The 15,834-nt window shown below is 48.1% G+C and carries 14 protein-coding genes; all 14 read left to right on the top strand.

The window, feature by feature from the left end; translation table 11 throughout:
- The 14 genes from ruvB to dtd all read left to right on the top strand — a co-directional run bounded on the left by ruvB (position 1) and on the right by dtd (position 15,473).
- A complete protein-coding gene (gene ruvB / locus ACSFXN_RS08495; RefSeq protein ID WP_300992480.1) occupies positions 1 to 999 on the top strand; it encodes a Holliday junction branch migration DNA helicase RuvB in 999 nt (332 codons plus the stop codon).
- Positions 1,000 to 1,024: 25 nt separating this feature from the next.
- Entirely contained in the window at positions 1,025 to 2,077 is a 1,053-nt protein-coding gene (gene queA, locus ACSFXN_RS08490) for a tRNA preQ1(34) S-adenosylmethionine ribosyltransferase-isomerase QueA (RefSeq protein WP_437149692.1), read from the top strand.
- Positions 2,074 to 3,216 carry a tRNA guanosine(34) transglycosylase Tgt gene (gene tgt / locus ACSFXN_RS08485; RefSeq protein ID WP_437149691.1) on the top strand — a complete coding sequence of 381 codons (1,143 nt, stop codon included), beginning with the start codon at positions 2,074 to 2,076 and terminating at the stop codon, positions 3,214 to 3,216. The genes queA and tgt overlap by 4 nt, the downstream gene beginning before the upstream one ends.
- Positions 3,217 to 3,251: 35 nt before the next feature.
- Positions 3,252 to 3,527 carry a preprotein translocase subunit YajC gene (yajC, locus tag ACSFXN_RS08480; RefSeq protein WP_437149690.1) on the top strand — a complete coding sequence of 92 codons (276 nt, stop codon included), beginning with the start codon at positions 3,252 to 3,254 and terminating at the stop codon, positions 3,525 to 3,527.
- Positions 3,528 to 4,047: 520 nt separating this feature from the next.
- A complete protein-coding gene (locus ACSFXN_RS08475) occupies positions 4,048 to 4,368 on the top strand; it encodes a post-transcriptional regulator (protein WP_437149689.1) in 321 nt (106 codons plus the stop codon).
- Between the two features lie 66 nt (positions 4,369 to 4,434).
- The gene (gene secDF / locus ACSFXN_RS08470; protein WP_437149688.1) at positions 4,435 to 6,714 is read left to right on the top strand and encodes a protein translocase subunit SecDF; all 2,280 of its coding nucleotides are present in this window, start codon (positions 4,435 to 4,437) and stop codon (positions 6,712 to 6,714) included.
- 107 nt (positions 6,715 to 6,821) lie between these two features.
- Positions 6,822 to 7,040: a LapA family protein gene (locus ACSFXN_RS08465; protein ID WP_437149687.1), complete on the top strand. Its 219-nt coding sequence runs from the start codon at positions 6,822 to 6,824 to the stop codon at positions 7,038 to 7,040.
- A gap of 82 nt (positions 7,041 to 7,122) precedes the next feature.
- Positions 7,123 to 7,467: a LapA family protein gene (locus ACSFXN_RS08460; protein ID WP_300992496.1), complete on the top strand. Its 345-nt coding sequence runs from the start codon at positions 7,123 to 7,125 to the stop codon at positions 7,465 to 7,467.
- 85 nt (positions 7,468 to 7,552) lie between these two features.
- Complete coding sequence (gene recJ, locus ACSFXN_RS08455) at positions 7,553 to 9,895, top strand: single-stranded-DNA-specific exonuclease RecJ (protein WP_437149686.1); 2,343 nt, start codon at positions 7,553 to 7,555, stop codon at positions 9,893 to 9,895.
- On the top strand, positions 9,886 to 10,398 hold the full coding sequence (locus ACSFXN_RS08450; protein ID WP_300992500.1) for an adenine phosphoribosyltransferase: 513 nt from the start codon (positions 9,886 to 9,888) through the stop codon (positions 10,396 to 10,398). The genes recJ and ACSFXN_RS08450 overlap by 10 nt, the downstream gene beginning before the upstream one ends.
- A 75-nt stretch (positions 10,399 to 10,473) precedes the next feature.
- Positions 10,474 to 12,027: a glycosyl hydrolase family 28-related protein gene (locus ACSFXN_RS08445; RefSeq protein ID WP_437149685.1), complete on the top strand. Its 1,554-nt coding sequence runs from the start codon at positions 10,474 to 10,476 to the stop codon at positions 12,025 to 12,027.
- A 201-nt stretch (positions 12,028 to 12,228) separates the two neighbouring features.
- Positions 12,229 to 12,753: a type 1 glutamine amidotransferase domain-containing protein gene (locus ACSFXN_RS08440; protein ID WP_437149684.1), complete on the top strand. Its 525-nt coding sequence runs from the start codon at positions 12,229 to 12,231 to the stop codon at positions 12,751 to 12,753.
- An 80-nt stretch (positions 12,754 to 12,833) separates the two neighbouring features.
- Positions 12,834 to 15,026: a RelA/SpoT family protein gene (locus ACSFXN_RS08435; protein WP_437149683.1), complete on the top strand. Its 2,193-nt coding sequence runs from the start codon at positions 12,834 to 12,836 to the stop codon at positions 15,024 to 15,026.
- 9 nt (positions 15,027 to 15,035) lie between these two features.
- Positions 15,036 to 15,473, top strand: coding sequence for a D-aminoacyl-tRNA deacylase (gene dtd, locus ACSFXN_RS08430; protein WP_437149682.1), 438 nt, complete (start codon positions 15,036 to 15,038; stop codon positions 15,471 to 15,473).
- Positions 15,474 to 15,834: the final 361 nt, after the last annotated feature.

Here is a 15,834-nt window from a genome sequence, read left to right as displayed (position 1 = left end):
ATGGAGGAACGGGTAATCGGAGGCGAGATTTCTGAATTTGACGAGCGCTTTGAGCAGTCGCTGCGGCCGCAATTTTTGGCGCAGTACATCGGCCAGCAGAAAGTGAAGCATAATTTGGAAATCTTTATCGAAGCGGCAAAGATGCGCCAGGAGAGCTTGGACCATGTACTTTTGTACGGGCCTCCCGGACTCGGTAAAACGACATTGGCAACGGTGATCGCCAATGAAATGGAAGTCAACGTGAAAATGACGAGCGGACCGGCGATTGAGCGCCCGGGCGACTTGGCGGCTATTGTGTCGTCACTGGAGCCGGGGGATGTGTTGTTCATCGATGAAATCCACCGTTTGAACCGCTCGATTGAAGAAGTGCTGTATCCGGCGATGGAAGATTTCTCTTTGGATATCGTGGTCGGCAAAGGGCCGACCGCGCGTTCGGTGCGGCTCGATTTGCCGCCATTTACATTGATCGGGGCGACGACGCGCGCTGGTGCGTTATCAGCGCCGCTGCGCGACCGCTTCGGCGTCCATGCACGGCTCGATTATTATGATACTGAATCGCTGACGGAAATCGTGGTGCGCAGTTCAAAGCTGTTTGAAGCGGAAATCGACCCGATTGCGGCTGTTGAAATCGCGCGCCGGTCTCGCGGGACTCCGCGTATTGCAAACCGCTTATTGAAGCGTGTCCGTGATTTTGCACAAGTGCGCGGCAACGGCACCATAACGGAAGACATTGCCAGCCAAGCGCTTGAGATGCTGCAAGTCGATCCGCTCGGGCTTGACCATATTGACCATAAATTGATGACCGGCATGATGACGCGTTTCCGCGGCGGCCCGGTCGGACTGGATACCATTGCGGCAAGCATCGGCGAAGAGTCGACGACGATCGAAGACGTCTACGAACCGTATTTGCTGCAAATCGGCTTTATTCAGCGGACCCCTAGAGGCCGTGTCGTAACGCAGATGGCCTATGAGCATTTCAATATGGAAATGCCGGAATGATTCTAAATAAAGGAAGTTTTTAGACATGAACGTTAACGATTTTGATTTTCACTTACCGGAAGAATTGATTGCACAAACACCGCTGCTTGACCGTACGTCGAGCCGGCTGCTTGTGATGAATAAAGAAACAGGCGATGTCACACACCGCCATTTCCGCGACATTAAAGACTACCTGCATGCAGGGGATACGCTCGTATTGAACGATACACGCGTCTTGCCGGCGCGTTTGATGGGTGTCAAGGAAGAAACCGGCGCCCATATCGAATTGCTGCTATTGAAGCAGATCGAGGAAGACGTCTGGGAAACGCTCGTGAAACCCGCGAAAAAAGTCAAAGTCGGCACTGTGATTTCATTCGGCGACGGACTTTTGAAAGCGGAATGTACGGGTATTCTTGACCACGGCGGACGCCATTTTAAAATGATTTATGACGGCATCTTTTACGAAATACTGGACCAACTGGGCGAAATGCCGTTGCCTCCATATATCCGCGAGAAACTGGAAGACCAGGACCGCTACCAGACCGTTTTTGCCAAAGAACGGGGCAGTGCGGCGGCTCCGACTGCCGGCCTTCATTTTACCGAGGAACTGCTGGATGAAATCCGTGCCAAAGGCGTCAAGATCGCGTTTATCACGCTGCATGTCGGACTTGGCACGTTCCGCCCGGTATCGGTTGATTCCATCGATGACCATAAAATGCACGCGGAATTTTACCGCATTACGCAAGAAACGGCTGAGTTGATCAATGACACGAAAAAACAAGGCGGCCGTGTGATTTCTGTCGGCACCACTTCCACACGGACACTTGAATCCGTGGCGGATAAATTCGGCGGCGAGCTGCAGGAAGACAGCGGCTGGACTGATATTTTCATTTTCCCGGGCTATGAATTTAAAGCCATTGACGGCTTGATCACCAATTTCCATTTGCCGAAATCGACATTGGTCATGCTGGTCAGTGCGCTGTCAAACCGAGATGCGATTTTGAACGCCTATAACGAAGCAGTGAATGAACGCTACCGTTTCTTCTCATTTGGAGATGCGATGTTCATTGAACCACAGAAAAAGGAGACTCACCAATGACTGAAGCAGTATGGTATGAACACATTAAAACTTGTAAACAAACAGGTGCGCGTTTAGGGATTGTCCACACGCCGCACGGTTCATTTGAAACACCTGCTTTTATGCCGGTCGGCACGCAGGCGACTGTCAAAACGATGTCGCCGGAAGAACTGATATCGATGGAAGCCGGTATTATTTTGAGCAATACGTATCATTTATGGCTGCGTCCCGGCAATGACGTCATCCGGGAAGCAGGCGGCTTGCATAAATTCATGAACTGGGACCGTCCGATTTTGACGGATTCCGGCGGTTTCCAAGTATTTTCACTGAGCGAATTCCGCAACATCAAAGAAGAAGGCGTCCATTTCCGCAACCATATGAACGGCGACAAATTGTTCTTGAGCCCTGAAAAAGCGATGGAGATCCAAAACGATCTCGGTTCTGACATCATGATGGCGTTTGATGAATGCCCGCCTTACCCGGCATCGCATGAATACATGAAGTCAAGCGTCGAACGCACGTCCCGCTGGGCAGAACGCTGCCTGGAAGCGCATGCGCGCAAAAACGACCAAGGCTTGTTCGGCATTATCCAAGGCGGCGAGTACGAAGACCTCCGCCAACAAAGCGCGCGGGATCTGGTTTCACTTGATTTCCCCGGATACGCAATCGGCGGCTTGTCTGTCGGTGAACCGAAAGACGTCATGAACCGCGCATTGGAATTTACTACGCCGCTGCTGCCAGCAGACAAACCGCGTTATTTAATGGGCGTCGGTTCTCCGGATTCATTGATTGACGGAGCGATCCGCGGCATCGACATGTTCGACTGCGTGCTGCCGACCCGCATTGCACGAAACGGCACGCTGATGACGAGCACCGGCCGTTTGAACATCAAAAACGCCGCTTTCAAACGTGATTTTGGTCCGATCGATGAAAAATGCGACTGCTATACATGCACAAATTATACGCGCGCATACGTCCATCACTTGATTCGTGCAGATGAAACGTTCGGAATCAGACTTACTAGTTATCATAATCTCCGTTTTCTGTTAAACTTAATGGGACAGGTACGCCAAGCGATTCGTGAGGACCGCCTGGGAGATTTCCGCGAAGAATTTTTTGAAGCTTATGGTTTCAATAAGCCTAACGCTAAGAATTTCTAAAAGACAAAGAGACAGTGAAAGGGGGAATTTGAAAAATGGATACTTTGGTAGCATTATCACCTTTACTATTAATGTTCTTGTTAATGTGGTTTTTCATCATCCGTCCTGCACAAAAGCGTCAAAAAGCGACAGCTACAATGCAATCGGAATTACGCCGTGGAGACCGCGTAGTAACAATCGGAGGCCTTCATGGCCAAGTAGATGCTGTGGATGACACAACAATCTACCTGACTGTTGCTGACGGAACTCGCCTGCAGTTCGAACGCCAGGCAATTGCACGCGTAATCGATTCATCTAAAACAACTGTCTAAAGAAAAGCTCGCCTTCGACTTTGAAGGCGATTTTTTTTGAATAAAAATGAGGAATGTAAATGACATTGAGTTCTAATGACGATATTCCGCAAAACAGCTACGCTTGCCGCGGGCGAGCGCCAAGCCTCCTCAGCCGCTTCGCTCCTTGCGGGGTCTCGGCTGTCTCGCTATCCCGCAGGCAAGACATTAGCCGAAGCCTGCGAGGCTAAGTCTTTGCGACGAGCTTGCGCAGGAGCAGTACGGTTTTCTCCGCTGTTTTGCTCCATATCTTAGAAAAAAACATTAATTTATGAGAAGATAAATAGAAATCCACCGTTAGGCTTTTCACTTATTTAAATTAATTAGCTTTTATTAGATAAGCTCAATATATCTAGTAAAGAAAATTTATCAAAAGCTTTAGGAATCTTAACACTAACTTTAAATTTCCAACGAAAAATAACCGGAATAAAAAAATAGCCGTTGTTCTCAATTTTCCTGCAATGGGATACAATGGAAAAGAACGCTTGGAAGGAGTTAATATATGTTAAATTTTACCGATCAATACGACATCGTTTTGCCAGCGTTGGAAAGCAAATGCTCAGAATTTCATTACCTGCAATACGACACTGTGACTCCTGAAGAATTGTGGCAATACTGCATCAAGAAAAAGTGGAAGAAAAAAAACATCGGCGAAATGAGGCTCCATGAAATGGTCAACGACATCATGGAAATGACTGCTTCGGAATTCGTGGCTTTCCATCAAATCGAGGGACTGCGGGGAGCCAACTTCTTTTCAGAAGCGAACTTGGCTGAACTTGAGCAGCTGCTGAGGCCTTCTCCTAAAAAGCCTACTTCTATTTGACACTATAAAGATGCTGTTTCATAATGATAGTGCTGTGTTTTTCACACTGAGGAGGAATAGTTACATATGAAAGCAAGAGGCCGTATAATCGCCTTTTTCCTAATCATCATTGCATTAATAGGAATTATGGCTCCCACGAGTTTACCCATTGCAAAAGACATCAGACTGGGATTGGATCTGCAGGGCGGATTCGAAGTTCTCTATGAAGTCAAGCCGCTTGAAGGCACGGAGATGGAAATCACGGAAGAAGTTCTGGCGGATACCTCTCAAGCTTTGATGAGCCGAATTGACGTTCTTGGCGTCAGCGAACCGGTCATCCAGATTGAAGGGGACGATCGCATCCGTGTGCAGCTGGCTGGCGTTGAAGATCAGGCGTCTGCCCGTGAGCTATTGTCTACGGAAGCCAATTTGACATTCCGCAACGCGGAAGACGAAGTCATGCTGGACGGCAGCGACTTAAAGCAAGGCGGAGCGACAGGGACATTTGACCAGAACGGCCAGCCGGTCGTGACTCTGGAATTGAATGATCCGGGGAAATTCGCGGAAATCACCGGTGAGATTTCTCAATTGCCGCCGCCTGCTAATGTGCTGGTCATTTGGCTGGATTTTGAAGAAGGCGTCGATTCATATGCTGAGGAACTCATGAAGCCGGATCCGAAATTCGTTTCTGCTCCGCAAGTGAACGAACGCATCAACTCTTCTTCTGTTGAAATTTCTGGTTCTTTCACAGTAGAAGAAACTCAGAACTTGGCTGGTATTTTGAACGCCGGTGCTTTACCGGTCAGCCTGGAAGAAATCTACTCCACTTCTGTTGGAGCGCAATTTGGTGCCCAGGCACTTGACCAGACGATTCTGGCAGCAATCATTGGTATTGGGCTTGTGTTGCTGTTCATGATCATTTATTACCGTTTGCCGGGTATCATTGCGGCAATTACACTTGCTGTCTTCATTTACCTGATACTGCTGACATTTGAAATGATCGGCGGCGTTCTGACGCTGCCAGGTATTGCTTCGATTGTGCTCGGTGTCGGTATGGCAGTCGATGCCAATATCATCACCTATGAACGGATCCGTGAAGAGCTGCGTATTGGCCGCAGCGTCAAAGATTCCTTTAAAGCCGGGGCAGCTTCTTCGTTCTCAGCGATTCTGGATGCCAACGTGACGACGCTGATTGCAGCAATCGTCTTGTTCATCTTCGGTACCAGTTCCGTTAAAGGGTTTGCGACTTTATTGATCATTTCAATTCTAGTTTCATTCCTGACAGCGATTTGGGGTTCACGCTTATTGTTGGGATTATTGGTCAATAGCGGTATCTTGGACGGTAAAGTAGGGTTGTTCGGCTTAAGAAAATCACTTGTCCATAAACCGGAAGAGAATCTGGAGATCCTGGATCTTTCCACTCGTTTTGACCGTTATGATTTTGTAAAGCACCGCAAAAAATTCTTTATTGCTTCGATTGCCTTGATCATTGCGGGGATGGCTGTCATCGGAATTTTCCGTTTGAATCTCGGCATTGATTTCTCGAGCGGTACGCGCGTTGAAATCACGTCGGATTCAGCGGTTACCAAACAGCAAGTCGAAACCTTCCTGACAGAAAACGGCTACCCGACAGATGATGTTGTCATTTCGGGTGACCAATCCAATATCGGGGTAACCCGCTATGTGGAGGAATTCAGCCAGGAAGAAATCAATAACTTGAAAGCTGCGGCAATGGACGAGTTCGGCAACGAACCGAATATTTCGACCGTGTCGCCGACTGTCGGACAGGAATTGGCTAAAAACGCAGTATATGCGCTAGCAATTGCCTCCATCGGCATCATTCTTTATGTCGCGCTCCGGTTCGAATGGCGCATGGGTGTTGCATCCATTGTGGCCCTGGTGCACGATGCCTTCTTCATCGTTGCCGTATTCAGCTTGCTGCGGCTTGAAGTGGATATCACATTTATCGCGGCTGTGCTGACCATCGTCGGGTATTCCATCAACGATACGATCGTAACGTTTGACCGGATCCGTGAAAACTTGAAGCGCATGAAAAAAGTGGATTCATCGGAGCAATTGGCAATTATCGTCAACAAGTCGCTCCGCCAGACGCTTGGGCGCTCAGTAAACACTGTTCTAACGGTTGTACTGGTTGTTATTGCGTTACTAATCTGGGGTGCGCCGTCAATCACTAACTTCTCGCTTGCCTTGTTAATCGGTTTAGTGGCCGGTACGTATTCTTCTATTTTCATCGCTGCCCAGTTGTGGTTTGTGCTGAAAAAACGCGAATTGAAGAAAAAAGGCCCGATCGATATCGAAAAACTGGAAGAGAAGAACAAATGGGGTTCTGACGAGCCTGTTGTTTAAAGAGAAAACTTCACTCAGTGGGATAAGTTTATAAAGGAAATGGAACAGGGTATAGAATTTATGACCTTGTTCCATTTTTTTTATTTACACGGAGGGAGATGTGCAATATGAAGTATCGCGCGTTCGCTATACTGAGCTTGATTTTTGCGGTAATTATTATTGTTTTTGCCGTAGCTAACATCGATCCTGTACCGGTAAATTACTTGTTCGGGGAAGCCCAGTGGCCGCTTATTCTGGTTATTCTTGGCTCGGCTCTTTTAGGTTTTCTTATATCAGCGTTGCTTAATGCGTGGAAGAATTTAACCCGAAAGAAATCGAAGTCTTGAATGCAGCGGCGGAGGAAGCATTTGGCCGCCTCGCCCATATTTCTGTTTCATTATTTTATTTAACCGAAAGGAGATGAACAACATGAAATACCAATGGCTTGCTATATTAGGTTTTGTTTTCGCGGTAATTATTGCGGTTTTTGCTGTCGCCAACGTAGATCCGGTGCCGGTCAACTATATTTTCGGGCAAGACCGGTGGCCGCTAATTCTCGTTATTCTTGTCTCAGCTCTTTTAGGTTTCCTTCTCAGCGGTACAGTCGCCATTATCCGGACATTCACTTTGCAGCGAAAAGTCAAAGCGCTCCAAAAAGAAATTGCCGTAAAAGAATCATTGATCGCCACTCAGCAAAATGAAATCGCGGAATACCAAAAAGCCGACGTACACCCTGAACCGATGGTGGTTACGGATGATCGGCAGATACGATAAAAAACAAACCTTTCGGAGAATAATCCGAAAGGTTTTTGTCTGCGCGGAAATTCTGTATAATGAACGGGTAAGGAAGTGAATGCTGATGATAGAATCCAAAAAGAGATGGCGCTTAACAACTCCTGATATGGGATTGGTACAAGCCATCCAGAAAGAATTATCCATTTCATCCGTTTTGGCCAAAATATTAGTGACGCGGGGCATCACGACCGCTGAAGAAGCACGCAATTTTATGAACATGGACGCACAAGGAATACATAATCCTTATTTGATGAAAGACATGGATGTAGCCGTCCAGCGCATCCGCCAGGCAATTGAAGAGCAGCAGAAAATCGTTGTCTACGGAGATTATGATGCAGATGGAGTAACGAGCACAACCGTCATGATGACGGTTCTGGAAGATTTAGGGGCTCTTGTCTCATTTAAAATTCCGAACCGTTTTAAGCATGGCTACGGCCCGAATAAAGAGTTGTTCCAACAAGCTTATGACGAAGGCGCGAAATTGATCGTCACTGTCGACAACGGGATTTCCGGCATGGAAGCAGTCGATTTTGCCAATAGCTTAGGCATGGATGTAATCATTAGCGATCACCATGACATCGGGGAAGTCATGCCGAATGCTTTGGCGATTGTCCACCCGCGCCATCCGGAAGGGAATTATCCTTTCGGTGAATTGGCAGGTGTCGGAGTCGCTTTTAAAATCGCTCAGGCGCTTTATGAAGAAATGCCGGATCATCTTCTGGAACTGGTAGCCATCGGCACAATTGCCGACTTGGTGCCGCTGCATGATGAAAACCGCATTTTCGTAAAAACGGGCCTTGAAGCGCTCCGTGATTCGCCGCGGCCGGCAATCAATGCATTGTCGGAAGTATCGGGAGTCAAACAGCGGGAAATTACGGAAGAGACAATCGGCTTTATGTTCGGCCCCCGCATCAATGCCATCGGACGCTTGCAGGATGCGGATCCTGCTGTCCAAATGTTTTTGACGGACGATGCAGCTGAAGCGCGGAGTCTGGCCAGCGGGCTCGATGTACTCAATAAAGAGCGGCAAGGCATCGTCAAACAGATTTCCGAGGAAGCGGCAGCGCAAGTGGAACAGCGCTATCCGGAAGGTGCGCCGCGCGTCATTGTGGTTGCGCAGGAAGGCTGGAATCCGGGCGTCGTCGGAATCGTGGCGTCAAAATTAGTGGAGAAATATTACCGGCCAACGATTGTGTTGTCGCTGGATCCGGAAACCGGCAAAGCGAAAGGCTCAGCTCGGAGCATCGAAGGCTTCCATTTGTATAATGAACTGGCGGCGAACCGCGATATCCTGCCGCATTTCGGCGGACATCCGATGGCAGCCGGCATGACACTTGAAATGGATGACGTCGATGAACTGCGCGAACGTTTGAACAAACAAGCGGAAACGAGTTTGACGGAAGAGGATTTGGTGCCGGTGGTGGAAATCGATATTCCGGTCCGCTTGGAGGAAATCGATATCGAGACGATTGAATCGATGCGTTATTTGGCGCCGTTCGGCATGGGTTTTGCCAAACCGAAGTTTTTCCTGGATGAAGTGACGGTGGCGTCAATCCGGAAAATCGGATCCGCTCAAAATCACCTGAAAATGGAATTGGCTCAAAACGCGGCAACGATTGATGCGGTCGGATTCGGCATTGGCTCGATCGGAGATGAACTGACGCCGGACGTAAAAATTGATGTCATCGGTGATTTGCAGATCAATGAATGGAACGGCCGCAAAAAGCCGCAATTGATGATTGAGGACGTCCGGACCGACGAATGGCAGCTCTTCGATATCCGAGGCATCCGGCAAGTATCGCGCTGGTCAAAATTGATTCCAGAAAAAGATCAAGTGTATTTGGCGTTCAAGCCGGAAACAATTGCAGTTTTCCAAACGCTTCTGCAGCAGCCGATCCATAATCTGGAGACGCTGAAAGATCAGGAGGCACTGAAACACCATCTGGTGCTGCTTGATTTGCCGGAATCGGAAGAACAGCTGGCAAGCGTCTTGGCGCATATCAAACCGAAACGGATTTATGCACATTTCTATGCAAAAGAATCGCAGTATTTTGAGCAGATTCCGACGCGCGACCAATTCGCATGGCTGTTTTCTTTCATAAAAAAACGAGGTTCGTTTGATTTTAAAAAGCATTGTGATGAGCTGGCGAAACATAAAGGCTGGACGCGCGAAGCATTATTTTTCATGCTTCAGGTGTTTTTTGAACTCGGTTTTGTTACACTTAACAATGGACTTACAGAGATTGCGGAAACTCCAAGTAAACGTGATTTGTCGGAAGCGCCGATTTATAAAAAGCGCCAGCAGCAAATCGCTTTGGAACAGAAGCTCTTGTATGCATCTTATAAAGACTTAAAAGAGTGGTTTGATGCGAAGGTATCTGCCAAGGAGGAAGAATTATGGATTTAAAGCAGTTCGTAACAATTGTTGAAGACTGGCCAAAACCAGGCATTCAATTTAAAGACATCACGACCATCATGGACAACGGCGAAGCGTATAAATACGCGACAGACCAAATGGTGGAATATGCGAAGCAAGTCGGCGCTGAAATTATTGTCGGACCTGAAGCCCGTGGATTTATCATCGGCTGCCCGGTAGCATATGCGCTTGGAATCGGCTTTGCGCCTGTCCGCAAAGAAGGCAAATTGCCGCGTGAAGTGATTCGCGCTGAATACGGCCTTGAGTACGGCACAGATGTATTGACGATGCACAAAGATGCGATTAAACCTGGCCAGAAAGTGCTCATCACAGATGACTTATTGGCAACTGGCGGCACAATCGGCGCTACCATCAATTTGGTGGAACAGCTGGGCGGCGTTGTAGTCGGCTGTGCATTCTTGATCGAGCTGACTTACTTGGACGGCCGCAAGAATTTGGACGGCTATGATGTTATGACTCTTATGCAGTATTAAATCCTTCCCTCCGCTTTTCCAGGCGGAGGGATTTTTTTATTGTCCGGTGGGTATGGATAGGAGAGGTGATGGAAAATGCAGTTAAGCAAGTACCACGATCCTGTGAAAAACAAAGAATTGCTGGCAGCGATTTTAAACGATTCGTTGTCAATCGAGGAAACAACAAAAGAAACCCAAGGGCTTTTTCGCCAAATAAAACAGGAAGAAGCTCCGGAAAAAAATACGGTCTACAAAAAGAACTGGCTGGAGCGGTTGTGGTCGCTGCTTTCAGAAGACCATTCGATTGAAGATCCATACCAGTATTTAGAACGGGTTGAAGGCGATGACGTTGTGCCGGAATGGAAGCCAGGGCTTGACAGGCAGTATGAAGAACTTGAAGCAGCGATGGTGCGACGGGTGAATGTCGAGGATTTCGGAGCGGTCGGAGACGGTGCGACAGATTGTACGGCGGCATTCCAAAAAGCCCTTGGCAGCGGCCGGGTTGATGTGTTTGTACCGGCGGGGGTTTATGTCGTGCGAAAACTCGAACTGCCTTCTTGGACCCGTATTGCCGGCGTCGGAAAAGGCGCCACTGTGATAAAACTGCACGGCCACGCTCCAAAAAGGCAGCGCTTGATGGCGAACCAAAACTTTGTGAAAGGCAACCATCATATTTCTGTGGAAAATTTAGGGCTGGACTGGAACGTCGAACGGCTGGGCAATGTGGCTAATACGAGTACCGGCAACAATTTCTCCAGCTGTCTGACATTTGCCAATGTGACATATGGCTGGGTAAAACAAGTGGCCGCGGTTAATCCGGGGCTGCATTGCTTTGATATCTCTTCCACCATTTACAATTACGGCGGTGATGGCCGGCGGGCACGTGGTGGCAGCCGCTACGTCTGGCTTGATCAGGTGAACGGCTACGGCTTTGGAGATGACGGCATTACGACCCATCACAGCGATTACATATTCATCTCCAATTCGCATTTCTGCGACCCGAGCGGACGGTCGCATAAGAAAGGCTTTTCCAATTCGAACGGCATTGAAATCGATGACGGCTCACGTTTTGTCTGGCTGCTCAATAATTCGACGGCACGCTGTTTCGGCGGTGTAGAAATCAAAGCGCATGCCACCAGCTCCGCTGCAACGGGCGTTTTCATATCCGGCCATTTGTCGGTCAATGACAACCGGTCGTTCAATTTCCGCCATATCGGCCATCATTTGGCAGAAGATCCGCAGTCGCTGTCGGCTTTTAATATTGCTGCCCAGCGGCTGGTATCAGTGGCGCCGGTGTTTACGGATATGTATGCGGGCTCGGCGCCGCGTGCGCTCGTGGTTTCGGGATTCAAAAACGTGGCGATCAACCGCTTTTTGTTTATCGGTGACCCGGATTACGAGTATCAAGGCAACCCGGTTGCAGCTATCCAGTATAAAGCGGCAAGAGTTTTAGTGGCGAATGGCCAAGTGGTGGGCTTTAAAAAGTCCTCTGCTGATATTTATGTGGCAGGCGGCAAACAAGGGGCAGACCGGGTAGTCATACAAAATATCCGGTGCATCGGTTCTGCGGAAAAGCCGGTGAAAATCGGCCAAGGCCATACGTCAGTGGTTGTGGAAAACGTCGAGCGGGAAAAAGTTTACCAGGCTTGATATTTTGAGCGGATTCGCCAGCCTGCAAAAGAATACAAGTTTTATATAAATAAACAAAGGAAAGCAATGGAGGATTGTCGAATTAATGGAGAAAAATGTCGAATTTCCGCCATTTATTCAACAAAATAAGCTGTAAAATCAGCAATTTACTGTAAATAACGTTAAAATATAAGATAACAGACCATAAAGGGGGAGTCGGCGGTGGCATTAGAAGGCAAGAAAATTCTAAGTTTTGTCCATCATGATTTTGAAGATTTGGAATTATGGTACCCGATTCTGAGGCTCCGTGAAGAAGGTGCCCAAGTGGATTTGGCTGGAGAAGAAGCCCATGTAAAATATATCGGCAAGTACGGAGTGCCGGCAGAATCGGATTTTTCTTACGGAGACATCAGCCCCAAAGATTACGATGCGATTTTGGTGCCGGGCGGATGGGCGCCTGATAAGATCCGCCGTTTTCCGGAAGTGCTGAATATTGTCCAATTTATGGACGAGCATAAAAAGCCGATCGGACAGATTTGCCATGCCGGCTGGGTGCTCATTTCCGCCGGGATTTTAACTGGCAAAAAAGTGACAAGCACGCCGGGCATCAAAGACGATATGATGAATGCCGGTGCCGAATGGGTGGATAGCGCGGTAGTCGTGGACGGCCATTTAGTATCCAGCCAGCGTCCACCGGATCTGCCTGACTATATGCGGGCGTTTATTAAAGTGATGGAGCAGCAGTAACAAAGCTTTACTTTTATGGCTATTGTTTTTTATAATAATAAGATATACTTTTCGAAAAATTAGAAGCAAGGTGGGCAATTATGGCGAAAGATCTAGTTAGGACACCTGAAGACGTATTCGAAATGGTTGCGTCTTATATGAATGCCGATCATGTTGAAACGATAAAAAAGGCATACCAAGTAGCATTGGAGGCCCACGAGGGACAATTCCGGAAATCCGGTGAACCTTATATTGTCCATCCTGTTCAAGTTGCCGGAATCCTGGCTGAATTGCAAATGGACCCTGCAACAGTTGCAGCCGGTTTTTTGCATGATGTCGTGGAAGATACAAAAGTAAGCCGGGAAGACATTGTCCGTGATTTTGATGAAGAAGTGGCGATGCTGGTTGACGGCGTCACCAAATTGAGCAAAATCAAGTATATGTCAAAAGAAGAACAGCAGGCTGAAAATCACCGCAAGATGTTTGTCGCAATGGCACAGGATATCCGCGTCATTTTGATCAAATTGGCAGACCGTCTGCATAATCTTCGGACTTTGAAATACCAGTCGGTTGAGAAACAGCGCATGAAAGCGAACGAGACGCTTGAAATTTTTGCGCCAATTGCACATCGCCTCGGAATCAATACGATCAAATGGGAGCTGGAAGATACGGCTCTCCGCTATTTGAATCCGCAGCAATATTACCGCATCGTTAATCTCATGAAAAAGAAGCGTACGGAACGGGAAGAATACTTGAATAATGTGATGGGTGAAATTCGCACACAGCTCGACGAAGTTGGCATAAATGCGGATCTTTTTGGGCGTCCGAAACATATTTACAGTATTTACCGAAAAATGGTCCTGCAAAATAAGCAGTTCAACGAAATTTATGACTTGTTGGCAGTGCGGGTTACGGTCGAAAGCATTAAAGACTGCTACGCTGTACTCGGCATTATCCATTCGACATGGAAGCCGATGCCTGGCCGCTTCAAGGATTATATTGCCATGCCGAAACAAAATCTGTATCAATCGCTGCATACGACTGTTATCGGGCCGCAGGGCGACCCCCTTGAAGTGCAGATCCGCACAGAAGAAATGCACCGACTCGCGGAATACGGCGTAGCCGCCCACTGGGCTTATAAAGAAGGCAGAAAAGTCGATATGCCGAAAAATACAGTGGATTCCCGTCTGACTTGGTTCCGTGAAATCCTGGATTTCCAGAACGAATCAGACAATGCGGAAGAATTCATGGAATCGCTGAAATACGATTTATTCTCGGATATGGTTTATGTATTCTCGCCAAAAGGCGATGTCATCGAGATGCCGGCGGGTTCGGTGCCAATCGATTTCGCTTACCGTGTCCACTCGGAAATCGGCAATAAAACCATCGGCGCCAAAGTGAACGGCAAGATGGTGCCGCTTGATACCGAATTGAAGACCGGTGACATTGTCGAAATTCTGACTTCGAAACAATCATTCGGCCCAAGCCGCGACTGGCTGAAAATCGCCAAATCGACGCAGACGAAAAACAAAATCAAGCAATTCTTTAAAAAGCAATTGCGCGTCGACAATGTCCAAAAAGGCAAAGAATTGATTGAAAAAGAAATCAAATCCCAGGAATTCCCGGTGAAAGAAATACTGACAAACGAGAACATCAAACGCGTCTGTGAGAAATTCAATTTTGCTGGAGAAGACGATATGTACGCAGCAGTCGGATTCCAAGGCATCACCGCCCAGCAAGTGGTGAACCGCCTGGCAGAAAGACAGCGCAAAAAACGTGAACAAGAAGAAGCCCTTGAAAAACTGACGGTGGAAATGAAAACGAACACCCCAGCTAAACAAACCGAATCCGGTGTGATAGTCCGAGGCATCGACAATATGATGATCCGCCTGTCCCGCTGCTGCAATCCGGTTCCCGGCGACAGCATCATCGGGTTTATTACAAAAGGGCGCGGAGTTTCCGTACACCGTGCGGATTGTCCGAATGTCCAGTCCAACCAGACCGACCGCCTGATTCCGGTGGAATGGGAAAACGCCGGTGCTCCGGATAAAAAGGATTACCATATCGATATTGAAGTGGAAGCTTTCGACCGCACCGGCTTGATCAACGAAGTCATGCATATGGTCAGCGAGACGAAAACCACCATTACGGCGGTCAGCGGCCGGGCAAACTCGGATAAAATCGCGACCATCAATATGACGATCATGATTCCGCATATCTCACATTTGAACCGGGTTGTCGAGCGGATCAAGCAAATACCGGATGTCTATTCGGTCAAACGTGTGACGAATTAAGGAGGAGCTATGCGAGTCGTATTACAGCGTTCAAAAAAAGCAAGTGTGACCGTGGAAGGCAATGTGACGGGAGCCATCGATTCCGGCTACGTCCTGCTTGTCGGCATCACACATGAAGATACAGAAAAAGACGCCAAGTATGTGGCGGATAAAATTGCCGGCCTCAGGCTGTTTGAAGACGAAGAAGGCAAGATGAACTGGTCCATTCTGGAAAATGGCGGCGACATCTTGTCGATTTCCCAGTTTACGCTTTACGGCGATGTTAAAAAAGGGCGCCGCCCTAGTTTTACATCAGCCGCACGGCCGGAAGCTGCAGAACCGCTTTGGCATATGTTTAACGATGCTTTGCGCGGCAACGGGCTTACGGTTGAAACCGGCGTGTTTGGCGCCATGATGGACGTCGAGCTGGTCAACGACGGGCCTGTTACGATCTTAGTTGAATCATAATAATAAAACCGGCACAGGAAAGTGGTTTCCTGTGCCGGTTTTTTGCGTTTCTATTTTTATTTTTTGGAAATAAGCATTAAGCGGACATCACAAACTGAGAAAGATAAAACTTGTATTGGTGATCCTTCCTTAACCGATATTTCGCCAACCAGCTGCGCTTGCCGCGGGCGAGCGCCAAGCCGCTTCGTCGCTTACGCTCCTGCAGGGTCTCGGCTGTCTCGCTTTCCCGCAGGCGTCTCCGCTGTTTGGCTCCATATCGAGAGAGCAGGAAATAATAAAAGAGTATTTTCTCAAACATTCATGATTTTAGAGAATTTCTAAAAGTAATAGAAGGAAGTTGAATGCAGCGGAAGGCGGCGCA

Origin of the sequence: Planococcus sp. 1R117A, from assembly GCF_051417975.1 — a bacterium.
In the GTDB taxonomy this organism is placed as follows: Bacteria; Bacillota; Bacilli; order Bacillales_A; family Planococcaceae; genus Planococcus; species Planococcus shenhongbingii.
Note: the sequence above shows the minus strand (reverse complement) of the source record. Positions and strands in the feature narration are given on the sequence as shown.

Excerpts from the sequence above, each read along its gene's own strand:
- ruvB (WP_300992480.1), top strand. The coding sequence starts at position 1 with ATGGAGGAACGGGTAATCGGAGGCGAGATTTCTGAATTTGACGAGCGC.
- queA (WP_437149692.1), top strand. The coding sequence starts at position 1,025 with ATGAACGTTAACGATTTTGATTTTCACTTACCGGAAGAATTGATTGCA.
- tgt (WP_437149691.1), top strand. The coding sequence starts at position 2,074 with ATGACTGAAGCAGTATGGTATGAACACATTAAAACTTGTAAACAAACA.
- yajC (WP_437149690.1), top strand. The coding sequence starts at position 3,252 with ATGGATACTTTGGTAGCATTATCACCTTTACTATTAATGTTCTTGTTA.
- ACSFXN_RS08475 (WP_437149689.1), top strand. The coding sequence starts at position 4,048 with ATGTTAAATTTTACCGATCAATACGACATCGTTTTGCCAGCGTTGGAA.
- secDF (WP_437149688.1), top strand. The coding sequence starts at position 4,435 with ATGAAAGCAAGAGGCCGTATAATCGCCTTTTTCCTAATCATCATTGCA.
- ACSFXN_RS08465 (WP_437149687.1), top strand. The coding sequence starts at position 6,822 with ATGAAGTATCGCGCGTTCGCTATACTGAGCTTGATTTTTGCGGTAATT.
- ACSFXN_RS08460 (WP_300992496.1), top strand. The coding sequence starts at position 7,123 with ATGAAATACCAATGGCTTGCTATATTAGGTTTTGTTTTCGCGGTAATT.
- recJ (WP_437149686.1), top strand. The coding sequence starts at position 7,553 with ATGATAGAATCCAAAAAGAGATGGCGCTTAACAACTCCTGATATGGGA.
- ACSFXN_RS08450 (WP_300992500.1), top strand. The coding sequence starts at position 9,886 with ATGGATTTAAAGCAGTTCGTAACAATTGTTGAAGACTGGCCAAAACCA.
- ACSFXN_RS08445 (WP_437149685.1), top strand. The coding sequence starts at position 10,474 with ATGCAGTTAAGCAAGTACCACGATCCTGTGAAAAACAAAGAATTGCTG.
- ACSFXN_RS08435 (WP_437149683.1), top strand. The coding sequence starts at position 12,834 with ATGGCGAAAGATCTAGTTAGGACACCTGAAGACGTATTCGAAATGGTT.
- dtd (WP_437149682.1), top strand. The coding sequence starts at position 15,036 with ATGCGAGTCGTATTACAGCGTTCAAAAAAAGCAAGTGTGACCGTGGAA.